Raw genomic sequence first — 21,466 nt, 5'->3', positions numbered from 1 at the left:
ACGCGTGCGAGGGACGTGATCAGTCCTCGTCCTTCTTCAGGCGGAAGGACCACAGACCCGTGGCCTCGTCCTCGCCCTCCTTGACCGACACCAGGGTCGAGTCGCCCTGGGCGCCGTACTGGGCGTTGAAGAACACGCTGCCCGGGATGGCCTGGTAGGTCTTCTTGCTGGACTCGACGAGCGGCTGCCCGTTCAGCAGGATCGTCCAGCCGTTGTCGGCGATCTCCGGGTCGACACCGAAGCGCACGGTCTCCGTGGGGTCGACCTTGATCTCGTCGATGCCCTTGTCCTGGAGGCACTTGTTGAGGGACTCGGTGGTCAGGGCCTTGCCCTCGCCACCGCAGGTCGCCTCGGAGCTCACCGAGTCGCTGCCCACCGTGATGGTGGAGATCGCCGTCGGCTTGTCGCAGGCGGTCAGGACGAGCAGTCCTGCGGATACGGCGCCGGCGGCGGCGACGGCACGGCGGCGTCGCACAGCGCGGTGTGTCTTAGCGGCTGCGCCGCGGGGCAACGTGGTCATGGCGGAAGGCTATCGGGCAGGTGTGCCCCGCTCCCCACGTGGGGTGCGGCGTGGCCCCGCGTTACGCCACTCGCGGGGATGTGGTGCGGTTCCGTGTCAGGTCACTCGCGGGTCTGTGTGGTGCGGTCCGGCGTCGCGTCACTCGCGGGTCTGTGTGGTGCGGTCCGGCGTCGCGTCACTCGCGGGTCTGTGTGGTGCGGTCCGGCGTCGCGTCACTCGCGGGTGCGCGGTGCGGTCCCGCCTCACACCACCCGCGGGCTTCCCGCGTGTCCCTGGCGGGCCGAGCGGAGCAGCCCGCGGACGGTCGTCAGCCAGCCCGTGCCGATGATCGCCGCGCCCACCGCGAGCCCCAGCGTGCCGATCAGCGGCATCGCGATGCCGATCGCGCCGCCCAGCACCCACGCCATCTGGAGCAGCGTCTCCGACCGGGCGAACGCGGACGTCCGCACCTGTTCGGGCACGTCCCGCTGGATCAGCGCGTCCAGCGACAGCTTGGCGAGTGCCTGCGCGAACCCGGCGACCGCCGCGAGGCACGCCACCAGCACCGCGCCGAAGAACACCGCCGCCGTGACCGCGGCCCCCAGCACCACCGCCACCACCGTCACGATGATGATCTCCGGCGCGCGGGACCGCAGGCCCGCGCCGACGGCCGTGCCGAGCGCGTTGCCCGCGCCGGCCGCCACGCCGACGATGCCCAGCGACACCGCCGCGCTCTGCCCGGTCATCGGGTGCTCGCGCAGCAGGAACGCCAGGAAGAAGATGAGGAAGCCGGTGAGGCAGCGGATGGAGGCGTTGGCGGCCAGCGCGTGGGTGACCGCGGGGCCGACGGTGCGCAGCCCGGGCTTGCCCGCCTTGCGGCGCGGCACGTGCAGGTGCTGCTCGTCGGCGGCGAGCAGCGCCACGTCCTCGCCCTTGGCGGAGTCCACCTTCGGCGGCAGCCGGAACGACAGGAACATGCCCGTCACGAACAGCGCGAACGCCCCGTACAGCGGCCAGCGCGGCCCGATCTGCTGGAGGCCCGCGCCGATCGGCGCCGCGATGCCGGTGGCGAGCAGCCCGCCGAGGGTCACCCGCGAGTTCGCCTTCACCAGGGAGAAGGCGGGCGGCAGCAGCCGCGGCACGACCGCGCTTCTGACCACCCCGTACGCCTTGGACGCCACCAGCACGCCCAGTGCGGCCGGGTACAGCTCCAGACCGCCGCTGACCACCGCGCCGGACAGCACCAGCGCGAGCAGCGCACGGGCGAGCATCGCGCCCGCCATCGCGGCCCGGCGGCCGTGCGGGAGCCTGTCGAGCAGCGGGCCGACGACCGGGGCGAGCAGCGTGAACGGCGCCATCGTGATGGCCAGGTACAGGGCGACCCGCCCGCGCGCCTCGTCGGTGGGGACGGAGAAGAACACGGTGGAGGCCAGGGCCACCGTGATCATCACGTCGCCGGCGCCGTTCACCCCGTGCAGTTCGATCAGCTTGCCCAGGCCGGACTCGCCGGCGCCGTGCGCGTGGGTCACCTTGCGGATGCCGCGGGCGGTTCCGGTCACCGGGAAGCGCAGGGCCCGGCCGAACGCGCGGAGACGGCCGCCCGCCCGGACCGTGCCGAGGCGCCGGCCGCGTTCCCTGTCCTTCGCGGGCCCACCGGTTCCGGTGGCGCCCTGGGGTGTGCGTGCGGTGGCCACGACGTCATAGTGCCCGAGATGGCGGGAGGTAGTGCCGTAACACCGGGGACGTGCCCCGCCGGGTGCCCGCGGTACGGCCGAACGCGCCGGGACGGCGCGGAAGGCCGCCGTCCGCCCGGGGAAACCGGCGCGCGCCGTTCCGTAACAACCGTCGGTGTAGGCCCAGCGCACGCGAGCAGGTAGCGTGCGTATCTCAGCCATCCCGCAGAATGGATGGTGGCGCGCCCGAGCACGATGCGGCGCGGACGTCGACGCGGTCCCCCGGTCCGCTCCGTCCGCCCCCCGCGCTGGGAGTGGCGCACTCGTGAGACGGCGTAGGAGAGAAGCGATACCTGTGAGCGCAGCGACAACGCGAAGCCGCACCCCCGACCGTCTGTGCGCCGAGGCCGTCGACCTCGCCCGCGCCGCAGCCGAGGAGGCCGCCGCGCCCGGGGTGGTCGGCGAGCACGAGGGGATGGTCTCCGAGGGCGACCGCGTCGTCACGCACTTCTTCGGGTGCCGCGAGCTCGGCTACCGCGGCTGGCGGTGGGCCGTCACCGTCGCCCGCGCCTCCCGCGCCAAGATCGTCACGGTGGACGAGGTCGTCCTGCTGCCCGGCCCCGACGCCGTCCTCGCGCCCGAATGGGTGCCGTGGAGCGAGCGGCTGCGCCCCGGCGACCTGGGCCCCGGCGACCTGCTGCCCACCGAGGCCGACGACCCGCGCCTGGAGCCCGGCTACACCGGCGAGGACGAGCCGCCGCCGAACTCCGCGCTGACCGAGGACCTGACCGGCATCGCGGAGGCCGAGGACGCCGAGCTCACCGGCGGCACCCCGGCCGAGCAGACCGTCGCCCCGTCCCGCGGTTCGATCGCCGCGGTCGCCGAGGAACTGGGCATGCGCCGCGCCCGCGTCCTCTCCCGCTACGGGCTGCACGCCGCCGCCGACCGCTGGGAGGAGGCGTTCGGCGCGAAGACCCCGATGGCGCAGGCGGCCCCCGCCTCCTGCGTGTCCTGCGGTTTCCTCGCCCCGATCGGCGGCTCGCTGGGCCAGGCGTTCGGCGTGTGCGCCAACGAGTTCTCCCCGGCCGACGGCCGGGTCGTCTCCCTCGCCTACGGCTGCGGCGGCCACTCGGAGGCCGCGGTCATGCCGAAGCCCCTGCAGCCGGCCCCGCCGGTCGTCGACGAGACCCGCGTCGACCCCTTCCCCCTCCGCCCGTCCCCGGACTCCGGGTCGGTCCCGGCCACGGAGGACGCGTCGTCGGCGGAGCTGGGGCACTCGTAGCGCCAGGGGAGGGCGGCACGCTGCGGAGGCGGGCCGCCTCTCCCAGGCACCTTGCTCACTCGTCCTCGAAGATCTCCTCGGCCTTCGGAGCGGTGACGGCCCGGGCGAGCCAGCGGCGGAGAACCTCGGGGTCGCCGCACTCCGTGATGCGACTGCGGACGGCGTCGGAGATGTCGAGGCCGCGCTGTTCGAGGACGAGCAGCAGGTCTTCGGCACGGCCTTCCGCGCGGGCTTCTTCCCTGATCTCTTCGACGAGGTAGGACTTGTAGAAGGAGAGGTCCACGGCCACCAGATTCCTCCAGAGGTGCTTGGCCGGGTGCTTGCCCAGGCCCTGTGCGGTGAATTCGACGATGGGGTCCGCGACGTCTTCGGGCGCGTCCCGCAGTGCGGTGGACAGGGCCTTCAGTATCGCATCGACACCCGGTTCGGCGGCGTGTGTGATGGCCGCCAGACTGGCCAGGACGAGGTCGGCGCGGGCCTCGTCCGGATCGGTGATCACCGGCATGTTGTGCGGGCCGGCGACCACGGGGCGCAGGGTGAGTGTGGGGAGCTGGGGCGGTCCGCTGGAGACCGCGCGCTGGGCCCATGCGGCCGTGGCGTGGTCCTGGCAGACGACCAGGAGCGCGGTCGGCAGCCGGTACTTCGTCCACAGGTACGCGGTGTAGTACGCCCAGCTCGCCGGTTTCTCCACGTCCCGCTTGCCCTGGGACTCGATGGCCAGGAGGAAGGGACCCTCCTCCGCGGTCTCGAAGCGAAGGAGCGTGTCGACCCGGCGTTCGACCGGCCTCGTCTCCGTGAGGTCGGTCGGTAGAACAGTCGCCCTCGTCGGCCGAGGGATGTCGACCCCCAGGAAGCGGGAGACGCGACTGAAGAGTCCTGGGTCGTGCTGGAAGATGCGGTGCATTGCCTCGTGGGGCGGGCTGACCATGTGGTTCCTATGGGTTTCAGGGCTGGGCCGCGATCGTTCGGCAGTCGCGGCAGGGGGTTTCCGCCGCCGGGGAGCCGAAGGCGCGGTCGCCGTCGTCGCGGGTGCGGAGGGCGTGGCGCGTGTGCTTCTGGTGGATGACGCCGCCGGCGGTCAGGCCCTCGCACGGGGATCGCCGTTCCGGTGAGTGCCGGAGACTTTTCGGCCGTGTGCGCTGAGCGTAGAGGTGTCCGGGGTTCGAAAATCCAACTGAGCCGGTGATGTTCACCCGCCCGAGTGATCGCGTGCCTCGGGCGGGAGAGGTGGGGCTCGGTGGGGCTTCTTCTCCACGGGTTCCGGTGGCGTGAGGCGCAGTTCGGCCCAGACGGTCTTGCGCGGGAAGCGGTCCTCGGACACGCCCCAGCGGTCCGCGAGCGCGTCGACGAGGAGCAGGCCACGGCCCGACTCGGCGTCGGGGGAGTCCGGTTGGCGCTGGGGCAGGTGGTCGCCCCGGGCGTCGGTGACCTCGATGCGGAGCGTGTGGTCCACCACGTGGAACCGAAGACGGAAGTCCCGGCCCGGCACGCGGCCGTGGGTGACGGCGTTGGCGGCCAGTTCGGCCACGACGTGGCGTGCGGCCTCCGAGTCGTATCCCCGGTCGCGGAGGTGGGCGTCCAGGAGGAGACGGGCGAGGCGGGCACCGCGTGGGGTGGCGGACAGCAGCACGCTGAAGTTTCCGACGGGAGCGGTGGATTTGGCAGTTCGCTGATTCACGTCACTCAGCGTGGCTGGATCCGCTTACCGTGAAGGGTCACTCAGCGCGTGCGTACGGTCACTGTCCGGTGGTTGTCCGGTGCTGTCGTGGCTGTTCCGACGGTTGGTACGGGTAGGGCGCGGGATGCGTCACGGACGGTTCCGAGGGAAAGGTGCGGCATGACGGCGGTCGAGGCGGAGGCGGGTCGGCTCAAGGAAGAGGCGGACGAGCCCGGTTGGGAGGTGGACCCGGACGACGAGTGGGGCGTCGCGGTCATCACGACGGTCGGACGGCAGCTGAAGCTGCGGCGCGAGGCGGCGGGGATGCGGGCCGCCGAGTTCGGCCGGATCGTCGGGTACGGCGAGGACATGGTGTACAAGATCGAGGGTGGCAAGCGGATCCCCCGCCAGGAGTTCCTGGACAAGGCGGACGAGGTCCTGAACGCGGGCGGCCTCATCGCGGCGGCCTGGGAGGACGTGAAGAAGGTCCGGTACCCGAAGCGGGTGCGGGAGCTGGGGAAGCTGGAGGGCAAGGCCGTCGAGATCGGGTTGTACGAGTGCAACAGTATCCATGGCCTGTTGCAGACGCCGGAGCATGCGCGAGCTCTGTTCGAGGCCTGGCAGCCACCGTATTCGCCGGACGACGTGGAACGCATGGTGACCGCTCGCATGGCGCGGCAGTCTGTCTTCGAGCGAGACCCAGCACCCGCGATCCACTTCGTACTGGAAGAAGCAGCGCTTCGGCGCGAGATCGGGGGCACAATGGTGTGGCACCGACAGCTCGAACGCCTGCTGGAGCTAGGGCGGTTGTGGAACGTCACGCTTCAGGTGATGCCGATCAAGAGTGACGCCCACCCGGGACTGGATGGCAGGATCGAACTGCTGAAGTTCGCAGACGGTACAGCCGTAGGACGTAGCGATGGCACGTTCAACGGTCGTCCCGTCTCCGATCCCCGGCAGCTACGGATTCTCGAGCTGCAGTTCAGCGCCATCCGGGCACAGGCTCTCACCCCCCGGGAGTCACTGGCCTTCCTCGAGCATCTGCTGGGAGAAAAATGATCCGCAAGGCATCCATCAGGGACGTCTCCGAACTGGTGTGGTTCAAGAGCAGCTACAGCAGTGGAACCAACGGTGAGTCCTGCGTTGAACTCGCCCTTACCCCCGGCACCGTCCACGTCCGCGACTCCAAGGACATTGCGGGCCCCCGCCTCGCCTTCGCCCCGGACACGTGGGCGCGTTTCGTTCCGTACGCGTCCGAGGGTTGAAGACTTCTCCGGGTCCGCCTGCTACTCCACGAGCAGGCGGACCAGTTGATCGAGTTCCTCGGCATCCGGGGAGTTCGCGATGACTGAGCGCACTACTTGACGTAGCTTGACGAAATTTTTCGTTTCATCTAGCTCAAGGGCAGCGATTCGGTAAGCCTCTGCGGAGCCGAGTTCTGCGAGTCGTTGATGGTTGGCGTTTGCGGGGTCGAAGCGCGGGATAGGGAGCTCCCATACGACCTTGTCAATGTGTCGCTCATCTTTTCCATAGGACATTAGAGGGCGCACTACTTCAGTGAGGGCAGGTGTATTGAGGATGGCGCACAAATACATTCCCTCCTCGCGGCTTTCCACGGTGCCCCAATACAAAGAGTTCTCGATGACGAGATTTGCATCTTCTACTAGGGTCGCTGTTACGTGCTGTCCTCACTTGCCGTACACCACCCGCAGTGGTGTTCCAGGAAGCTGTATGGACAGGCCGCGACGGAAGTCAAGACGTTCGAGGAGCGTCAAGCGGTCACTGGTTCGGTGCTCCAGCCACAAATTTTCAGCCCTACGCCACCAACTTGCGAGGTCCGGGTATCGGTCGATGTGGTCGTGATCACCGTTTAGTAGTGTGTTGGCGCCTTCAATGGGTAGCACAGCCTGACGTGGGTTGAGGAGCCGATATGGCAGTACGCTTTCTCCCAGAAGTACTCGGCGAACAAACTGCTTCTCAATCACGCCGTCCATAGGGGGAGGTCTCTCCACGGCTTATGGAAACTAGGCTCTGACCTGACCCGCATGCGACCGCTGCCGAGGCCAAGGGGGCCGGAGTCCTGTTGCGTGGCAAGGAACAGGTTGCGCGGGTAGATCGTGGCTCCGTTGTCGAATTGCGACCTGTAGGACGACGAGATCAGTCCCTCCCCTAGGTATTTCAGCTCCGCCGCCTCCCGCGTGACCCACCCTTGAACATCCGCCCAGTCATGAGCCGTCACCGGAATCTTCCCGGTCCACCGCTGCGTGGTCTTCGGCAGCGGAACCGGGTTGTTGCCCCGTGCCGCATCGCCCACGCCCGAGGCCATTCGGCGCCCGAAGACCACCGCACTGCCGCGCGGGAAGAAGTGCGGGCGCAACCGCCGCAGGTCCCAGGAGCCGGTGAACTCGACGCGTACGGGCTCGTTGGGGTCCGGGTAGTCGCCGGCCCGGAAGCCGGACCAGTACGGCCGGTCCAGGACCGGGTTGGGCACGACGAAGGCGAAGACGCCGTCATCCGCAAGGTACTGCTGCACCGCCCTGGCGATGAACAGGCCGGAGAGGTCCTGGTGGGTCGCCACCTCGTCGCCCCGCCACAGTTCGCGGGACTGGCACATCTCCTTGAACCGCTTCTGCATGTCCTGCGGCATGTGCCGGTAGGACAGCCATGGCGGATTGCCGATCAGCACGTCCACGCGGTGGTCCGTCATGGAGAGCCACATGGGCCGGGCGAGGTTGCGCACGTAGTACGCCCAGATGTGGTTGCGGCCCTCGTCGACCAGCTCGCACAGGATTCGGAAGGCCGTCGTGATCTCGTCCTGGTCGTCCGGGTCGTGGATGGCCAGGAGCTTGAACAGCGTGGTCAGTGACGGCCTGGTGCCTTTCTTCCGGCTGTCGCCGGCCGCACGGTCGGCGAGCGCGTTGACGAGCCGGTCGAAGCGTCCGGCGTCCGCGAGGAGGCGCTCGGAGAACCGCAGCTCGTTCTGGTAGTCGAGCATGCCTCCGGTCTCCGTGCGGATCACGAGGTAACCCTGGTCGATGAGGTCGGTCCGCTGCTGCCACTGCACGCTGTCACCGAGGTGGACGGGGACCCTTATCTCGCCGCGTTCCTCGGAGATGAGACGGTCGCGGCCGATGGCCAGCAGGTAGGTGACGCGGGCCAGTGCGACGGCGACCGGGTGAAGGTCGATGCCCGCCACGTGGTCGCTCAGCTCGTTGAGGGCTCTCGTCAGCGGGCGACCGTCGGCCTCGGCGGCCGCCAAGTAGCGGCGCACGGCGTGGAACAGGAACGTGCCGGAGCCGCAGGACGGGTCCAGGGCGCGCTGCTCCAGCGGGTTGGTCAGGACATCGGCGACCATCTTCTCGGCGAGCCAGTCCGGCGTGTAGTACTCGCCCTGCTTCTTGCGCGTCTCGGGCGCGATCACCGACTCGTAGAGAACCTTGAGCACGTCGTGCTCGACGCTCGCCCAGTCGTAGCGGCCCAGACGACGGGCGGTGGCACGGACGAATTCGCTGCCACCCTCGACCTCCTCCTCTATCACCCAGCCGAAGAAGTCGGACTCGACGACACCGTGGATGTCCGCCTGCTCGAAGAGCTGGCCGAGGACGAGAGAGGCCGGGGGGATCTGTCGGACGTCGTAGCCGAGGACCGAGTGCGCGATGATCGTGGCGGTGTTGACCAGGAGGGTGTGCTCGATGAACAGTTCGTCGCTGTCCTCGAACTGCGCGCCCAGCGCACTGCGCAGCAGCCGGGCCCACAGTTCCCGCTTGAGCTGCACGGTGGGGAGGTGCTTGTGCTCCGCGTAAAGCCCGGACAGCGTGGCGTAGTCGATGCTGTGGGCGATACTGCCCGCGCCCAGCCGTCCCTTGATCACGTCAGGGGTCGGCTTGACGCCCTCGCCGGTCGCCATGACGTCTTCGAGCCAGGTGAGCAGCTCTCGGGTGGTGGTACGGCGCGGCTTTACCTCGAAGCGGCCGACCTGGACGAACGCCTTGCCGGACAGGGCGTAGGCACGCCAGTCGACACCGTCGGTGAGGATGCCGACGTAACGCTGGCCGACTTGATCGGCGCGGGTGCGGACATACCTTTCGAGCTGTTTTTCGGCGTCCTTGAGGATCTTTGTGCCGCGCAGGTCCCGCTTGCATTCGATGGCGGTGAGACCGATCTCGACGTCGATGCGGCAGCCGCCCCCACCTGGGCCTCCAGCTCGACGCTCAGATTGTTCTCGTCGAGGTCGAGCCATCCCTCCAGCAGAAACTGCCGGACGTCCGATTGGAGGTTCGCCTCCGTGCGTGTGGCCTTGCGGTCGGCGAGCCGGGCCAGCACTTTGTCCAGGCTGGTCTGCGGCGCTGTGGTCATCCACTCCCCCTTGACGAAACCGCGGGCGCCGAAACGGTGACGCGGTGAACCGGAAACAGCGGCCATTGTGCCGCAGGCCACCGACAACGCGGGCATGCCGGGCACCGGAGGACCGAAGCGCGCGGGTGTCACGCGTCCTGGCCTGCCGGGGTGATGCGTCCGTCGATTCCGGTCTGCACCCGATGGCGTGAACTCGGGTACGTTCCGACCCGGGGCGGCCGACCGGCCGGTTGTGTGGATGCCGTACGCATCGTCCAACCGCCCTGCTCCCCGAACGGAACGGCCATGTCGGCATCGCCGGAACAGGATCTCTACATCATCGAAATCGAGCCGGAGGTCCGGGCGTGGCTGGAGACTCTTCCGCTCCCGGATTACCGAACCGCAGAACGGTTCGCGGACCGGCTGGCCACTGATGGTCCCGCGCTGCCGTTCCCGCTGGCCAGTCACCTCGGTGACGGGCTCAGAGAGCTGCGGATCGGGCCGGTGCGCGTCACCTACTGGTTCGCCCCCGGTCGACGAGCCGTCCTCCTCACTGTCTTCCGTAAGACCAGAATGCGGGAGAGGGACGAAGTGCTGAGAGCGCAGCGAGCGAGGAAACTGTGCGAGGCGGAGCACTCTCCGGCCGGTGAGCACGCCGTCTACGGTAGGGACGAGGAGGCGCGATGAGCAGCGGATACCACACGAGCTGGAAAGTGCCGTCGGAACACCGTGAGGATCCGGCGTACCGAGCTGCGGGCCGGCGTATGGACTTCGCCCAGGCCGTCTACGAGCGGCGCTCCGTTCTCGGCTGGTCCACCGCGGAGCTCGCTCGGCGTGCCGAGCTCTCCGAGGAGGACGTCGAGGCCATCGAGGAGAGTGGTGTCGAGCCCACACTGGAACTGATCGAACGACTGGCCACGGCCCTGGAAGCCGGAGCCCGTATCGACCCTCGCAGCAGTCCCGAGTTCCGGTTCGAGGGACGCGCGGCCTGATCCTGCACTGTGCCGGCACGCCGTCCCCTCCGCTGAACGCACGACGACCCCCGAGGCGGCCTGGGGCCGGGCTCGGGGGTCGCGCGTGTGAGGCTGCGGGCCTGCGTCAGAGGGTGACGCCGTGGGCGCGCAGGAAGGTCGCCGGGTTGACGGCGGAGCCGTAGTTCGGGGTGGTGCGGATCTCGAAGTGCAGGTGGGGGCCGCTGGAGTTGCCGGTGTTGCCGGACAGGGCGATCTTCTGGCCGGTCTTGACGACCTGGCCGACCTTCACGTTCACCGAGGACAGGTGGGCGTACTGGGAGTACGTCTTGTTGCCGTGCTTGATCACGACGGCGTTGCCGTACGCGGGGCCGTCGCCGGCGCCGTTGCCGCCGGCCTTCACGACCGTGCCGCCGTGGGCGGCGACGACCGGGGTGCCGGTCGGGACGGCGTAGTCCTGGCCGGAGTGCTTGGAGGCCCACATGCCGCCGTTCTGCGCGAAGCTCGCGGACAGCTTGTAGTTCTTGACCGGGGAGACCCAGGACGCGGTGGACTTCTTGGCGGCCTCGGTCGCCTTCTTCACCGTGGAGGCCTTCACGGCCTGCGTCTTCGCGGCCTCGGCCGGTGCGGCGGCCTGCGTCTGGGCCGCGGGGGCGGCGGCGGACGCGGCGGAGGTGCCGGAGGCGGCGACCGCGACCCCGGCTCCCAGGACGGCCGTGGAACCCAGACCGGCGGCCAGGACGGCGGCGCGGGTGCGGGTGGCGGTCGTACGGGGGAAGCGGGAGATGACGCGCTCGAACATCGAAACCTCATGGGGGAGGGGGCGGGGGGATGCCGTCGGCGGAACGGGTCCGTGCCGCGCTGGCTGTTCCTTGGTAACCGCCACAGCGCAAAAGCCGCAAAGGTGTGACCTACGACGGAAACTCGTAGAGAAGGGATGAGATGCACGTCTCTTGACGGAGCGCCCTGTACGGGGTGAAACCCCCCATTTCAAGCTGATCGATCAGTCATGTGCGGCAAATGTCCGATTTCAAATCGGGCATTTCTTCACTATTCCGCGTAGTACAGCCAGTGGGCCCTGTGGAGCATGTCACCGGACGCCCCCCGCGAATGTGGCGTGGGTCTCCGGAAATCCCCCCGGGTCTCAGGTGCCGAGCAGCTCCAGCGACAGCCACAGGGCCGCCGTCGACGCCACGAGCGCCGCCGGGACCGTGGCCAGTCCGAGGAGGGTGAAGCGCACCAGGCTCACCTCGTGGTCGTGGTGGTGCGCGATCCGGCGCCACAGCAGGGTGGCGAGGGAGCCCGCGTAGGTGAGGTTGGGGCCGATGTTCACGCCGAGCAGGACCGCGAGGACCGCGCCGGGGCCGGACGGCGCGGCCAGCGGGACCAGGGCGAGCACGGCGGGCAGGTTGTTGATCAGGTTGGCCAGCAGGGCCGCGAGACCGGCGAGCGCCAGCAGGGGGAGCAGGCCCGTGCCGTCCGGCAGCAGCGCGTCGAGCGCGTCGCCGAGGCCCTGGTCCAGCACCGCCCGGACGACCACGCCCAGGGCCAGCACGAACGCCAGGAACGGCAGGTCGACGGCGCGCAGCAGCCGTACGACGCTGGTGCGGCGGCGGGTCAGGGCCCGTACCGCCAGCACGGCCGCCCCGGCCGCCGCCGCCCACGCCGGGTCGACGCCCACCGCCGAGGCCACGGCGAACCCGGCGAGCGTGGCCGCCACCGTGACCAGTGCGAAGAGCGGCACCTCCACCGGCTCGTCCGCCGTGCCCGGCGCGGCCGGCCCCGCCGCGAGGTCGGCGGCGAAGAAGCGGCGGAAGACCACGTACTCCACGGCGATGGCCGCCAGCCACGGCAGCAGCATCAGCAGCGCGAAACGGGTGAAGGTCAGGCCGGTGGCGGTGAAGGCGAGCAGGTTCGTCAGGTTCGACACCGGCAGCAGCAGGGACGCCGTGTTCGACAGGTGCGCGGTCGCGTACACGTGCGGGGCGGGGCGCGCGCCCATGCGGGTCGCGGTCGCGAACACCACCGGCGTCAGCAGCACCACCGTCGCGTCCAGGCTGAGCGCCGCCGTGATCAGCGAGGCGAGCGCGAAGACCGCGCCGAGGAGTCTGCGCGGCCGGCGCCGCGACCAGCGGGCCATCCAGCTCCCGCAGGCACGGAAGAGGCCCTCCTCGTCGCACAGCTTGGCGAGCACCAGGACGGCGGCGAGGAAACCGATCACCGGGCCGAGCCGCTCGGCCTCCTCCCGCACCGCGTCCGTGGTGATCGCGCCCGTCGCGACCACGACCCCGGCGGCGGGCACCGCGAACGCCGCCTCCGGCCAGCGGAAGGGACGGACGACGGCACACACCAGCACCACGGCCAGCGCGGCGACGGACAGCGTTTCGAGCAGCACAGTGCTGATCATCCACACGGTGGGGTGCGCCCCGGACACCGCGTCCCGGTGGTGTCGCGGAGCGGTACCTTCGACCTCACGCAGATCAGGGCCCGATGAGGAGAGTCAACGTGAGCAAGTTCGTGCGGCCCGCCACCGAAGGTGCCGACCCGTTCGGCACGGCGCGTCTGCGGCGCGGGGTCCTGGACGCCTGGGCCACCAGTCCCGCCCGTTTCCGCGAGGACGCCAACGCCGAGGAGGACCTCGTCCTCGGCGGCTACCGGGACCGGCTCGTCGTCGAGCTCGCGCAGAACGCCGCCGACGCCGCCGCCCGCGCCGGCGTGCCCGGCCGCCTGCGGCTCACCCTCCGGGACGGGGTGCTGGTCGCCGCGAACACGGGGGCCCCGCTGGACGCGGCCGGCGTCGAGTCGCTGTCCACGCTGCGGGCCTCCGCCAAGCGGGACGCGCCCGACCGGTCCGTCGGACGGTTCGGCGTCGGCTTCGCGGCCGTGCTCGCCGTCACCGACGAGCCCGCCGTGGTCGGCCGGCACGGCGGGGTGCGCTGGTCGCTGGCCGAGGCGCGGGACCTCGCGCGGGACACCGCCCGGCACAGCCCCGGCCTCGGCGACGAGATCCGCCGCCGCGACGGTCACGTACCGCTGCTGCGGCTGCCGTTCGCCGCCGAGGGCACCGCCCCCGACCCCTACGACACGGCCGTCATCCTGCCGCTGCGCGACACCGCCGCCGCCGACCTCGCGGAGCGGCTGCTGCACGCCGTCGACGACGCCCTGCTGCTCGCCCTGCCCGGTCTGGAGGAGGTCGTCGTCGACACCGGCGGCGACGCGCCCCGCACGGTGAGCCGCCGCACCGACGGCGACCTGACCGTGGTCACCGACTCCCGTGACGGCGTCACCCGCTGGCGCACCGCCGCCGCGCACGGCCCGCTCACCCCCGACCTGCTCGCCGGCCGGCCCGTCGAGGAGCGGCTGCGGCCCCACTGGTCGGTCACCTGGGCCGTCCCCGTCGGCGCCGACGGCGGACCCGCCCGGCCCCGCACCGCCGCCGTCGTGCACGCGCCCACCCCCAGCGACGAGCCGCTCGGCGTGCCCGCCCTGCTCATCGCCTCCCTGCCGCTGGACTCCACCCGCCGGCACGCGGCCCCCGGACCGCTCACCGACTTCCTCGTGCAGCGCGCCGCCGACGCCTACGCCGGACTCCTCGCCGACTGGCGTCCGGTGACCACCGGCGCCCTCGACCTGGTGCCCGGCCCGCTCGGCAAGGGCGAACTGGACGGCGCCCTGCGCGCGGCGATCCTGGAGCGGCTGCCGCGCACCGCCTTCCTGCCGCCCGCCGCCGAGCCCGCCGACGACGACGGGCTGGGCGACGGGCTGCCCGAGGCGCTGCGCCCGCGCGACGCCGAGATCGTCGAGGGCGCGGGCGCCGACACCGTACGGGTGCTGGCCGAGGTGCTGCCCACGCTGCTGCCCGCCGGTCTCGAACGGCGCGCCGAGCTGCGCACCCTCGGGGTCGCGCGGGTGCCGCTGACCGACGCGATCGACCGGCTGGCCGGACTGGAGAAGGCCCCCGACTGGTGGCGGCGGCTCTACGACAGCCTCGCCGGGGTCGATCCCGACCGGCTCACCGGGCTGCCCGTGCCGCTGGCCGGGGACGCCTCCCGGGCCCCCGGCGCCGGGGGAGGACGCACCACCATCGGCCCCCGGCAGGTGCTGCTGCCCACGCCGGGCGCGGGCCTGGACGCCGGGCCGCTGGCCCGTCTCGGCCTGAAGATCGCCCACCCGGACGCCGCGCACCCGCTGCTGGAGAAGCTGGGCGCGCTGCCCGCGACCCCGCGCGCCGTGCTCACCACCCCGCAGGTGCGGGCCGCCGTCGCCGCCTCCCTCGACGACGAGGGCGGGGTGAACTGGGAGGAGGACGCCCCGGACGCCGACGAACTCGCCGACACCGTGCTCGGCCTGGTCCGCGACGCCGGACTGGAGCCGGGCGACGAGCCCTGGCTTGGCGCGCTCGCCCTGCCCGACGAGGACGGCGAACTCTCCCCGGCCTGCGAACTCGTCTTCCCCGGCGGGCCGTTCGCGCAGGTCATGCGGGAGGGCGAACTGGCCGCCGTGGACGCGGAACTGGCCGGGCGGTGGGGCGAGCAGCCGCTGGCCGCGTGCGGGGTGCTGGTGGACTTCGCGCTGGTGCGGGCCACCGACGTCGTCCTCGACCCGGACGAACTGGAGCCGCGCGAGAGCGACTACGCCGAGCCGGACGACCCCGGGCTGCTGGACGCCGTCGACGTGTGGAGCGAGGACGTCCTCGACCGCTTCCCCGACGCGCCCGTCCCGCCCGTCGCCACGGAGATCGTCGCCGTGCGCGACCTGGACCTGGTGGACGACGACCGCTGGCCGCGGGCGCTCGCCCTGCTGTCCCGGCCGCCGCTGCGGGACGCGCTGGTCCAGCCGGTGCGGATCCTGCTGCACGACGGCACCCACGAGCTCGTGCGGCCGTACACCGCGTGGTGGCTGCGCGGCCACCCCGTGCTCGGCGGACGCCGCCCGGCCGGACTGCGCGCCGCGGGCGGCGACCCGCTGCTGCGCGGGCTGTACGACGAGGCCGACGCGACCGGCTTCGACGACGAGCAGGTGCTGCGCGCGCTCGGTGTGCGCACGTCGGTCGCCGCGCTGCTGGACGAGCCGGGCGGCGCGGCGGAGCTGCTGGAACGCCTCGCCGACCCCGGCCGTCCGGTCACGGCGGACCAGTTGCACGGCCTGTACGGGGCGCTGGCGGAGCTGGACCCCGAGCAGGTGACCCTGCCGGACGAGGTGCGCGCGGTGGTCGACGGGCGGGTGGAGGTGGTGGACGCCTCCGAGGCGGTCGTCGTCGACTCGCCCGACCTGCTGCCGTTCACCTCCGGGGTGCCGCTGCTGCCGGTCCGGCCGGCGCGGGCCGCCGAGCTGGCGGAGCTGTTCCAGGTGCGGCGGCTGAGCGAGTCCGTCACCGGGCGGGTGGACTCCGAGGGGACGGAGCACGAGGTGCCGGAGGCGGTGCGGGTGCTGCTGGGGCCGCGCACGCCGGCCGTCTACGTGGAGCACGGGGAACTCGTCGTGGACGGCGTGGAGATCGACTGGCGGCTCACCGACGACGGGGTGCCGCACGCGGCGACCCTGGAGGGCGTCGCCGCGGGCCTCGCCTGGGCGGCGGGCCAGTGGCCGCGCCGCTTCGAGGTGGCGGCGCTGCTGGAGGACCCGTCCCGCACGGGGGAACTGGCCCGGGACCGCTGGTTCGACTGAGGGGTTCCGCTGTGGCGTGAACCGGCCGAACCGGCTGAACCGGCTGAACCGGCCGAGTCCGGCGCGGGCCGGCCGAGTCCGGCGCGGGCCGGCTCAGGACTGTGCCGAAAGGCGTGAACAGTGGACGCCGGAATGTCGTTCGGCCGCTCAGACGAGCGATACATGAACAGCGGGAGCCGAAGTGTTCACGCCTTTCGGTGAGGGTGTCCTCCCTCGAGGGAGGACACGAACGCGGCCCGCCCGCCCGCCGAGAAGGCCGCCGCCCGTCCGGCGCCTTGGAGTCCCGGACGGGCACGTCGAGCGGGGTTCCCGGAGCCGGGCCGGGCCCCGTCGGCCCCGTCACGTCCCGGTCGACGTGTCCTCACGGCGACCGGCTCCTTCGTGTCTCCGGGCCGTGAAGAGCCCGGGACAGGCGTACGTCACGACTCCGCCGGCGTCGCGCCCGAGCCCTCGTGCTCCAGTTGCTCCAGCTCGCGCGCGAGGGTCTCCGCGTCGTACGGGCCCGTGTGGCGGCGGTTGCCGATGAAGAACGTCGGGGCGCCCTGGACGCCGCTGGCCTCGGCGCTGGCGGCGTCCCGGCGGACCCGCTCGGCGGCCCAGTCGGAGTCGAGGTCCTCCAGGAACCTCTCCATGTCGAGGCCGAGCTCGATGGCGTAGACGACGGTGTCCTCGTACTCCATCTCGTCCTGGTGCCGGTAGAGCAGGTCGTGCATCTCCCAGAAGCGGCCCTGGGCGTCGGCGGCCACGGCCGCCCGCGCGGCCAGTTCGGCGTGCGGGTGCACGTCGGGCAGCGGCAGGTGCCGGAACACGTAGCGGAACCGGTCGCCGAAGCGGTTCCGCAGCTCCTTGGTGACGCCCGTGGCGCGGGCGCAGAAGGGGCACTCGAAGTCGCCGTACTCCACCAGGGTCAGGGGCGCGTCGACGGGACCGAGGATGTGGTCGGTCTTCGGGTCGACCAGGCGGTCCAGGTAGCGGGGCAGGTCCGCGTCCGCCTGCCCGCCGAGGACGGTGGAGAGCCGGAACGCCAGCCAGCCGGTCAGACCGGCGACCAGCGCCGCGAGCAGCACGCCGACGGTCGCCCGGGCGAGGAGTTCCGGCTCGTCCTCGAAGGCGAGGCCGGCGATCAGCAGGGACACGGTGAACCCGATGCCGGACAGGGCGGCCCCGCCCAGCACATGGCCGTGCCCCACCCCGGTGGGCAGCCGGCCGAGCCCGAACCGGGCGCCGAGCGTGGCCCCGCCCCAGATGCCGACGAGCTTGCCGCCGACGAGCCCGACCACCACGGCCCAGGTGAGGGCCGAGCCCAGCGCGTCGGTGAGGACCCCGTCCCGCAGGTCGACGCCCGCGTTGGCCAGCGCGAAGACCGGGACGATGAGGTAGCTCGACCAGGGGTGCAGGAACATCTGGAGCCGCTCGTTGACCGAGACGGCCTTCTGCAGCCCCCGGCGGGCCGTCCTGCCCACGTCCGCGCGGGGCGACTGGCGGAAGGCGCGGAAGAGCCGCGCGGCCTGCTCGACCCCCTCGCGGGACGGGTCCCGGGCGGGGATGAGGAGGCCGCCGAGCATGCCGGCGATGGAGGCGTGCAGCCCGGCGTTCAGGGTGGCCAGCCACATGACGAGGACGACCAGGACGTACGGGAAGGCCCGCCACACGTCGAAGCGGGACAGCGACGACAGGATCACGCCGAGCACGAAGGCGGCGATCAGCTCCGGCACCTGGATGGACCCGGAGTACACCACCCCGATCACGGTGACCGCGACGATGTCGTCGATGACCACGATGGCCAGCAGGAAGATCCGCAGGCTGGTGGCGAACCGGGGGCCCACCACGGCCAGCGCCCCCAGCATGAAGGCCGTGTCGGTGCCGATGACGATGCCCCAGCCGCCGGCCGCCTCGCCCCCCTGCGTGATCGCCAGGTAGAACAGAACGGGCACGACCATGCCGCCGAGGCCGGCGAGGCCCGGGATCATGATCCGCTCGCGGCTGTTCAGCGCGCCGACGGAGAGCTCGTAGCGGACCTCCAGGCCGATGACGAAGAAGAACAGGGCCATCAGCCCGTCGTTGACCCAGTGCGCCAGGTCCATCGACAGCCGCGCGTCGCCCACCGCGACGGACGCCTCGGTGTTCCAGAGCGAGAAGTAGGACTCCGACCAGGGGGAGTTCGCCCAGACGAGGGCCACCGCGACCGCGATCAGCAGCAGACCGGAGCTGCCCGCCTCGGTCGCCAGGAAGGAGCGCACCGGAGCGGCCAGCTGGGCCGCCAGCTCGCCCCTGCGCGACCGGGACTGCGCTTCCGCGGATTTCTTCCCGGGCAGTTTCATGAGGTCTTCCGTCTCCGATCACCTGCGGCGGCAGACTCCATGGTCACCCACATCCCGGGCATACCGCCCGGTCACCCGAGCCGCACTTCCCTCCTTTCTCCGCGTTCCCCCTCACTCTTCACACGAGTGGCGTATCCCGTCCCCCGGTCCTCCCGGGACCGCCCGGTCCGGTTCAGACGGGGAACCGGCGGTCCACCCACCGCCACAGGACCTCCAGGAACGCCGCCGTGACCGCCGCGACGGCGACCGCGGTCCACGGCATCGCCATGCCGACCAGGCGCAGGGCGAAGAAGTCCTGCAGCCAGGGGACCGCGAGGACCAGGAGGAAGCCGCCGGCCATCGTGGCGACCAGGACGATCCGCCACCAGGTGTAGGGGCGGGCGATGATCGCCAGGACCCAGAGGGAGATCAGGAACAGCGTCAGCGTCGCCGCGCTGGTCTCCGCGCCCAGCGCGCCCGAGCCGCTGTAGTGGGCGCGGGCCAGCAGGTACGTGGCGAAGGTGGCCAGCGCGGCCAGCACCCCGCCCGGGATCGCGTACCGCATGACCCGCCGGACGAAGTGCGGCCGGGCCCGCTCCTTGTTGGGGGCGAGGGCGAGGAAGAAGGCGGGGACGCCGATGGTCAGCGTGGACAGCAGGGTCAGATGGCGCGGCAGGAACGGGTACTCCACCTGCGACAGCACCACCAGCACCGCCAGCAGCACCGAGTACACCGTCTTCACCAGGAACAGCGTGGCGACCCGCGTGATGTTGCCGATCACCCGCCGGCCCTCGGCCACCACCGACGGCAGCGTGGCGAAGCTGTTGTTCAGCAGCACGATCTGCGCCACCGCCCGGGTGGCCTCCGAGCCGGAGCCCATCGCCACGCCGATGTCCGCGTCCTTCAGCGCCAGCACGTCGTTCACGCCGTCGCCGGTCATCGCGACCGTGTGGCCCTTCGACTGGAGCGCGCCCACCACGGTCCGCTTCTGCTGGGGGGTGACCCGCCCGAAGACCGTGCCCGCCTCCAGCTCGCCGGCCATGGCCTCCGGCTCGGCGGGCAGCCGGCGCGCGTCCACCGCCGTGCCGGACAGGCCCAGCTTGGCGGCGACCGCCCCGACCGACACCGCGTTGTCGCCGGAGATCACCTTGGCCCGGACGTCCTGCTCCGCGAAGTAGCGCAGGGTGTCGGCGGCGTCGGACCGCAGCCGCTGCTCCAGCACCACCAGCGCCACCGCCCGCACGCCGTCCACGGCGGCCGGGTCGGCCAGCTCGTCGACGTCCACGCCGTCCCGGGCGCGGGCCAGCAGCAGCACCCGCAGGCCCGCGCGGTTCATCCGCCCGGTCTCCGCCAGCGCCGGGTCGTCGTGGCCGAGCAGCACGTCCGGCGCCCCGAGCAGCCAGGTGACGGGCCGGCCGTCGCCCTCGTCGAGGGTCGCACCGCTGTACTTGCGGGCCGAGGAGAAGGGCAGGGTGTCGGTGAGCCGCCAGTCGGTGGCGTCCGGGTACGCCTCGATGATCGCCCGCAGGGAGGCGTTCGGACGGGGGTCCGCCGAGCCCAGCTCGCCGAGCACCTTCCGTACGTACGCCTCGTCGGCGTCGCCCAGCACCCGCAGCTCGGTGACGTCCATGCCGCCCTCGGTGAGCGTGCCGGTCTTGTCCAGGCACACGGTGTCCACGCGGGCCAGGCCCTCGATCGCGGGCAGCTCCTGCACCAGGCACTGCTTGCGGCCCAGCCGGATCACCCCGATCGCGAAGGCGACGGAGGTGAGCAGCACCAGCCCCTCGGGCACCATCGGCACGATCCCGCCGACCGTGCGGGCGACGGAGTTCTTCAGCTCGTTGTCCTTGACCACGAGCTGGCTGATGACCAGGCCGATCGCGGTCGGCACCATCATCCACGTGACGTACTTGAGGATGGTGGAGATGCCGCTGCGCAGCTCGGAGTGGACCAGGGTGAAGCGGGACGCCTCCTCGGCGAGCTGCGCCGCGTAGGCCTCGCGGCCCACCCGGGTCGCCTGGAAGGAACCGCCGCCCGCGACGACGAAGCTGCCGGACATCACCCGGTCCCCGGGCCGCTTCACCACCGGGTCGGCCTCACCGGTGAGCAGCGACTCGTCGACCTCCAGGCCGTCCGCCTCGACGACCACCCCGTCGACGACGACCTTGTCCCCCGGCCCGGTCTCGATGAGGTCGTCCAGCACGATCTCGGAGGTGCCGATCTCGGCGGCCACCCCGTCCCGGCGCACGGTCGGCCGCACCTCGCCGATCAGCGCGAGCGAGTCCAGCGTCTTCTTCGCCCGCCACTCCTGGACGATCCCGATGCCGGTGTTGGCGAGGATCACATAGCCGAACAGGCTGTCCTGGAACGGCGCGACGATCAGCATGATCACCCAGAGCACGCCGATGATCGCGTTGAACCGGGTGAAGACGTTCGCGCGGACGATCTCCGTGATCGACCGGCTGCTGCGCACGGGCACGTCGTTGACCTGTCCGCGCGCCACCCGCTCGGCCACTTCCGCGGAGGTCAGTCCGGTCACCGGCGACGTGGCCGCGGCGGGCCGGACGGCATCGGTCCGGTCGCCCGCGTCGAGATGCGTCATGCCATCGACAGTACGTGCGGATCATGTGCCGTACCCACCGGGGTGGGGGAGATCCGACCGGGGGAGGACGGCCGTCGTACCGGGGGCCCACTGCCGGGGTGGCCGCGTCAGCTCCGTGTCGGAGGGGCTGGCCGGCCGGAATCAGCCGGTGTGCGCGGCCGGGCCGCGGCCGGGCTCGGCGCCGGACTCCCCGGCCCGCGCCCGCTTGAGCGCGGCGTCGCGCCTGCGGACGTACCAGATGCCGATGAGGCCGAGGCCGCCGCCGGCCAGGCAGGTCCACACCCACCAGGTGTGTCCGTGCTCGTCGAACCAGCCGTAGAACGGGAGCTGCGCCAGGAAGAGGACGAACCAGAGGACGGTGCCGCCGGTGATGGTGGCGACCACGGGGCCCTCCAGGGGCTCCGGCGCCTCGTGCTTGGGGGTCCACTTCGCCATGCGGACAGCTTACGAGGAGCGCCGGCGGGGCGGCGCCCCGCACCG

The 21,466-nt window shown here is 71.7% G+C and carries 17 protein-coding genes; 6 read left to right on the top strand and 11 right to left on the bottom strand.

Annotated features, from left to right (window positions below; genetic code table 11):
- Window positions 1-19: 19 nt before the first annotated feature.
- Together ACWH4W_RS04310 and ACWH4W_RS04305 are read right to left on the bottom strand one after the other, a co-directional pair.
- Window positions 20-475, bottom strand: coding sequence for a DUF2771 domain-containing protein (locus ACWH4W_RS04310; protein WP_473074504.1), 456 nt, complete (start codon window positions 473-475; stop codon window positions 20-22).
- 287 nt (window positions 476-762) lie between these two features.
- A complete protein-coding gene (locus ACWH4W_RS04305; RefSeq protein WP_473074503.1) occupies window positions 763-2,193 on the bottom strand; it encodes an MFS transporter in 1,431 nt (476 codons plus the stop codon).
- A gap of 334 nt (window positions 2,194-2,527) precedes the next feature.
- Here ACWH4W_RS04305 and ACWH4W_RS04300 point away from each other — a divergent pair, with 334 nt between their 5' ends.
- The gene (locus tag ACWH4W_RS04300) at window positions 2,528-3,454 is read left to right on the top strand and encodes a DUF3027 domain-containing protein (protein ID WP_473074502.1); all 927 of its coding nucleotides are present in this window, start codon (window positions 2,528-2,530) and stop codon (window positions 3,452-3,454) included.
- A gap of 55 nt (window positions 3,455-3,509) precedes the next feature.
- Here ACWH4W_RS04300 and ACWH4W_RS04295 read toward each other — a convergent pair whose 3' ends face one another.
- Together ACWH4W_RS04295 and ACWH4W_RS04290 are read right to left on the bottom strand one after the other, a co-directional pair.
- Window positions 3,510-4,382 (bottom strand): hypothetical protein, encoded by an 873-nt coding sequence (locus tag ACWH4W_RS04295; protein ID WP_473074501.1) that lies wholly within the window; start codon window positions 4,380-4,382, stop codon window positions 3,510-3,512.
- A 261-nt stretch (window positions 4,383-4,643) separates the two neighbouring features.
- Window positions 4,644-5,132, bottom strand: coding sequence for an ATP-binding protein (locus ACWH4W_RS04290; protein WP_473074500.1), 489 nt, complete (start codon window positions 5,130-5,132; stop codon window positions 4,644-4,646).
- Window positions 5,133-5,291: 159 nt separating this feature from the next.
- Here ACWH4W_RS04290 and ACWH4W_RS04285 point away from each other — a divergent pair, with 159 nt between their 5' ends.
- Complete coding sequence (locus ACWH4W_RS04285; protein ID WP_473074499.1) at window positions 5,292-6,170, top strand: helix-turn-helix domain-containing protein; 879 nt, start codon at window positions 5,292-5,294, stop codon at window positions 6,168-6,170.
- Window positions 6,167-6,376, top strand: coding sequence for a DUF397 domain-containing protein (locus ACWH4W_RS04280; RefSeq protein ID WP_473074498.1), 210 nt, complete (start codon window positions 6,167-6,169; stop codon window positions 6,374-6,376). The genes ACWH4W_RS04285 and ACWH4W_RS04280 overlap by 4 nt, the downstream gene beginning before the upstream one ends.
- A 21-nt stretch (window positions 6,377-6,397) precedes the next feature.
- Here the strand turns inward: ACWH4W_RS04280 and ACWH4W_RS04275 are convergent, their stop codons facing one another.
- Window positions 6,398-6,727, bottom strand: coding sequence for a hypothetical protein (locus ACWH4W_RS04275; protein ID WP_473074497.1), 330 nt, complete (start codon window positions 6,725-6,727; stop codon window positions 6,398-6,400).
- 365 nt (window positions 6,728-7,092) lie between these two features.
- The gene (locus tag ACWH4W_RS04270) at window positions 7,093-9,351 is read right to left on the bottom strand and encodes an N-6 DNA methylase (protein ID WP_473074496.1); all 2,259 of its coding nucleotides are present in this window, start codon (window positions 9,349-9,351) and stop codon (window positions 7,093-7,095) included.
- A gap of 401 nt (window positions 9,352-9,752) precedes the next feature.
- Between ACWH4W_RS04270 and ACWH4W_RS04265 the strand changes: the two genes are divergently transcribed.
- Complete coding sequence (locus tag ACWH4W_RS04265) at window positions 9,753-10,133, top strand: type II toxin-antitoxin system RelE/ParE family toxin (RefSeq protein WP_473074495.1); 381 nt, start codon at window positions 9,753-9,755, stop codon at window positions 10,131-10,133.
- Window positions 10,130-10,438 carry a helix-turn-helix domain-containing protein gene (locus ACWH4W_RS04260; protein WP_473074494.1) on the top strand — a complete coding sequence of 103 codons (309 nt, stop codon included), beginning with the start codon at window positions 10,130-10,132 and terminating at the stop codon, window positions 10,436-10,438. The genes ACWH4W_RS04265 and ACWH4W_RS04260 overlap by 4 nt, the downstream gene beginning before the upstream one ends.
- A gap of 106 nt (window positions 10,439-10,544) precedes the next feature.
- Here the strand turns inward: ACWH4W_RS04260 and ACWH4W_RS04255 are convergent, their stop codons facing one another.
- Together ACWH4W_RS04255 and ACWH4W_RS04250 are read right to left on the bottom strand one after the other, a co-directional pair.
- A complete protein-coding gene (locus tag ACWH4W_RS04255; RefSeq protein WP_473074493.1) occupies window positions 10,545-11,219 on the bottom strand; it encodes a M23 family metallopeptidase in 675 nt (224 codons plus the stop codon).
- Between the two features lie 342 nt (window positions 11,220-11,561).
- Window positions 11,562-12,824, bottom strand: coding sequence for an SLC13 family permease (locus ACWH4W_RS04250; RefSeq protein WP_473074492.1), 1,263 nt, complete (start codon window positions 12,822-12,824; stop codon window positions 11,562-11,564).
- Between the two features lie 98 nt (window positions 12,825-12,922).
- Between ACWH4W_RS04250 and ACWH4W_RS04245 the strand changes: the two genes are divergently transcribed.
- Window positions 12,923-16,084 (top strand): sacsin N-terminal ATP-binding-like domain-containing protein, encoded by a 3,162-nt coding sequence (locus tag ACWH4W_RS04245; protein ID WP_473074491.1) that lies wholly within the window; start codon window positions 12,923-12,925, stop codon window positions 16,082-16,084.
- A gap of 419 nt (window positions 16,085-16,503) precedes the next feature.
- On the opposite strand, the gene nhaA is transcribed toward ACWH4W_RS04245, so the two are convergent.
- The 3 genes from nhaA to ACWH4W_RS04230 form a co-directional block, all read right to left on the bottom strand.
- Complete coding sequence (gene nhaA, locus ACWH4W_RS04240) at window positions 16,504-18,405, bottom strand: Na+/H+ antiporter NhaA (RefSeq protein WP_473074490.1); 1,902 nt, start codon at window positions 18,403-18,405, stop codon at window positions 16,504-16,506.
- Between the two features lie 172 nt (window positions 18,406-18,577).
- Window positions 18,578-20,986, bottom strand: coding sequence for an HAD-IC family P-type ATPase (locus ACWH4W_RS04235; protein ID WP_473074489.1), 2,409 nt, complete (start codon window positions 20,984-20,986; stop codon window positions 18,578-18,580).
- Window positions 20,987-21,127: 141 nt separating this feature from the next.
- Window positions 21,128-21,421: a DUF2530 domain-containing protein gene (locus ACWH4W_RS04230; protein ID WP_473074488.1), complete on the bottom strand. Its 294-nt coding sequence runs from the start codon at window positions 21,419-21,421 to the stop codon at window positions 21,128-21,130.
- Window positions 21,422-21,466 lie beyond the last annotated feature (45 nt).

Source organism: Streptomyces sp. DSM 120436 (genome assembly GCF_055778765.1).
The sequence above is the reverse complement of the archived record's forward strand: the minus strand, read 5'-3'. Positions and strand labels throughout refer to the sequence as shown.

Coding starts and splice junctions, on each gene's coding strand:
- ACWH4W_RS04285 (WP_473074499.1), top strand. CDS start 5,292: ATGACGGCGGTCGAGGCGGAGGCGGGTCGGCTCAAGGAAGAGGCGGAC.
- ACWH4W_RS04270 (WP_473074496.1), bottom strand. CDS start 9,351: ATGGCTCGACCTCGACGAGAACAATCTGAGCGTCGAGCTGGAGGCCCA.
- nhaA (WP_473074490.1), bottom strand. CDS start 18,405: ATGAAACTGCCCGGGAAGAAATCCGCGGAAGCGCAGTCCCGGTCGCGC.
- ACWH4W_RS04235 (WP_473074489.1), bottom strand. CDS start 20,986: ATGACGCATCTCGACGCGGGCGACCGGACCGATGCCGTCCGGCCCGCC.
- ACWH4W_RS04280 (WP_473074498.1), top strand. CDS start 6,167: ATGATCCGCAAGGCATCCATCAGGGACGTCTCCGAACTGGTGTGGTTC.
- ACWH4W_RS04250 (WP_473074492.1), bottom strand. CDS start 12,824: ATGATCAGCACTGTGCTGCTCGAAACGCTGTCCGTCGCCGCGCTGGCC.
- ACWH4W_RS04255 (WP_473074493.1), bottom strand. CDS start 11,219: ATGTTCGAGCGCGTCATCTCCCGCTTCCCCCGTACGACCGCCACCCGC.
- ACWH4W_RS04230 (WP_473074488.1), bottom strand. CDS start 21,421: ATGGCGAAGTGGACCCCCAAGCACGAGGCGCCGGAGCCCCTGGAGGGC.
- ACWH4W_RS04295 (WP_473074501.1), bottom strand. CDS start 4,382: ATGGTCAGCCCGCCCCACGAGGCAATGCACCGCATCTTCCAGCACGAC.
- ACWH4W_RS04260 (WP_473074494.1), top strand. CDS start 10,130: ATGAGCAGCGGATACCACACGAGCTGGAAAGTGCCGTCGGAACACCGT.
- ACWH4W_RS04265 (WP_473074495.1), top strand. CDS start 9,753: ATGTCGGCATCGCCGGAACAGGATCTCTACATCATCGAAATCGAGCCG.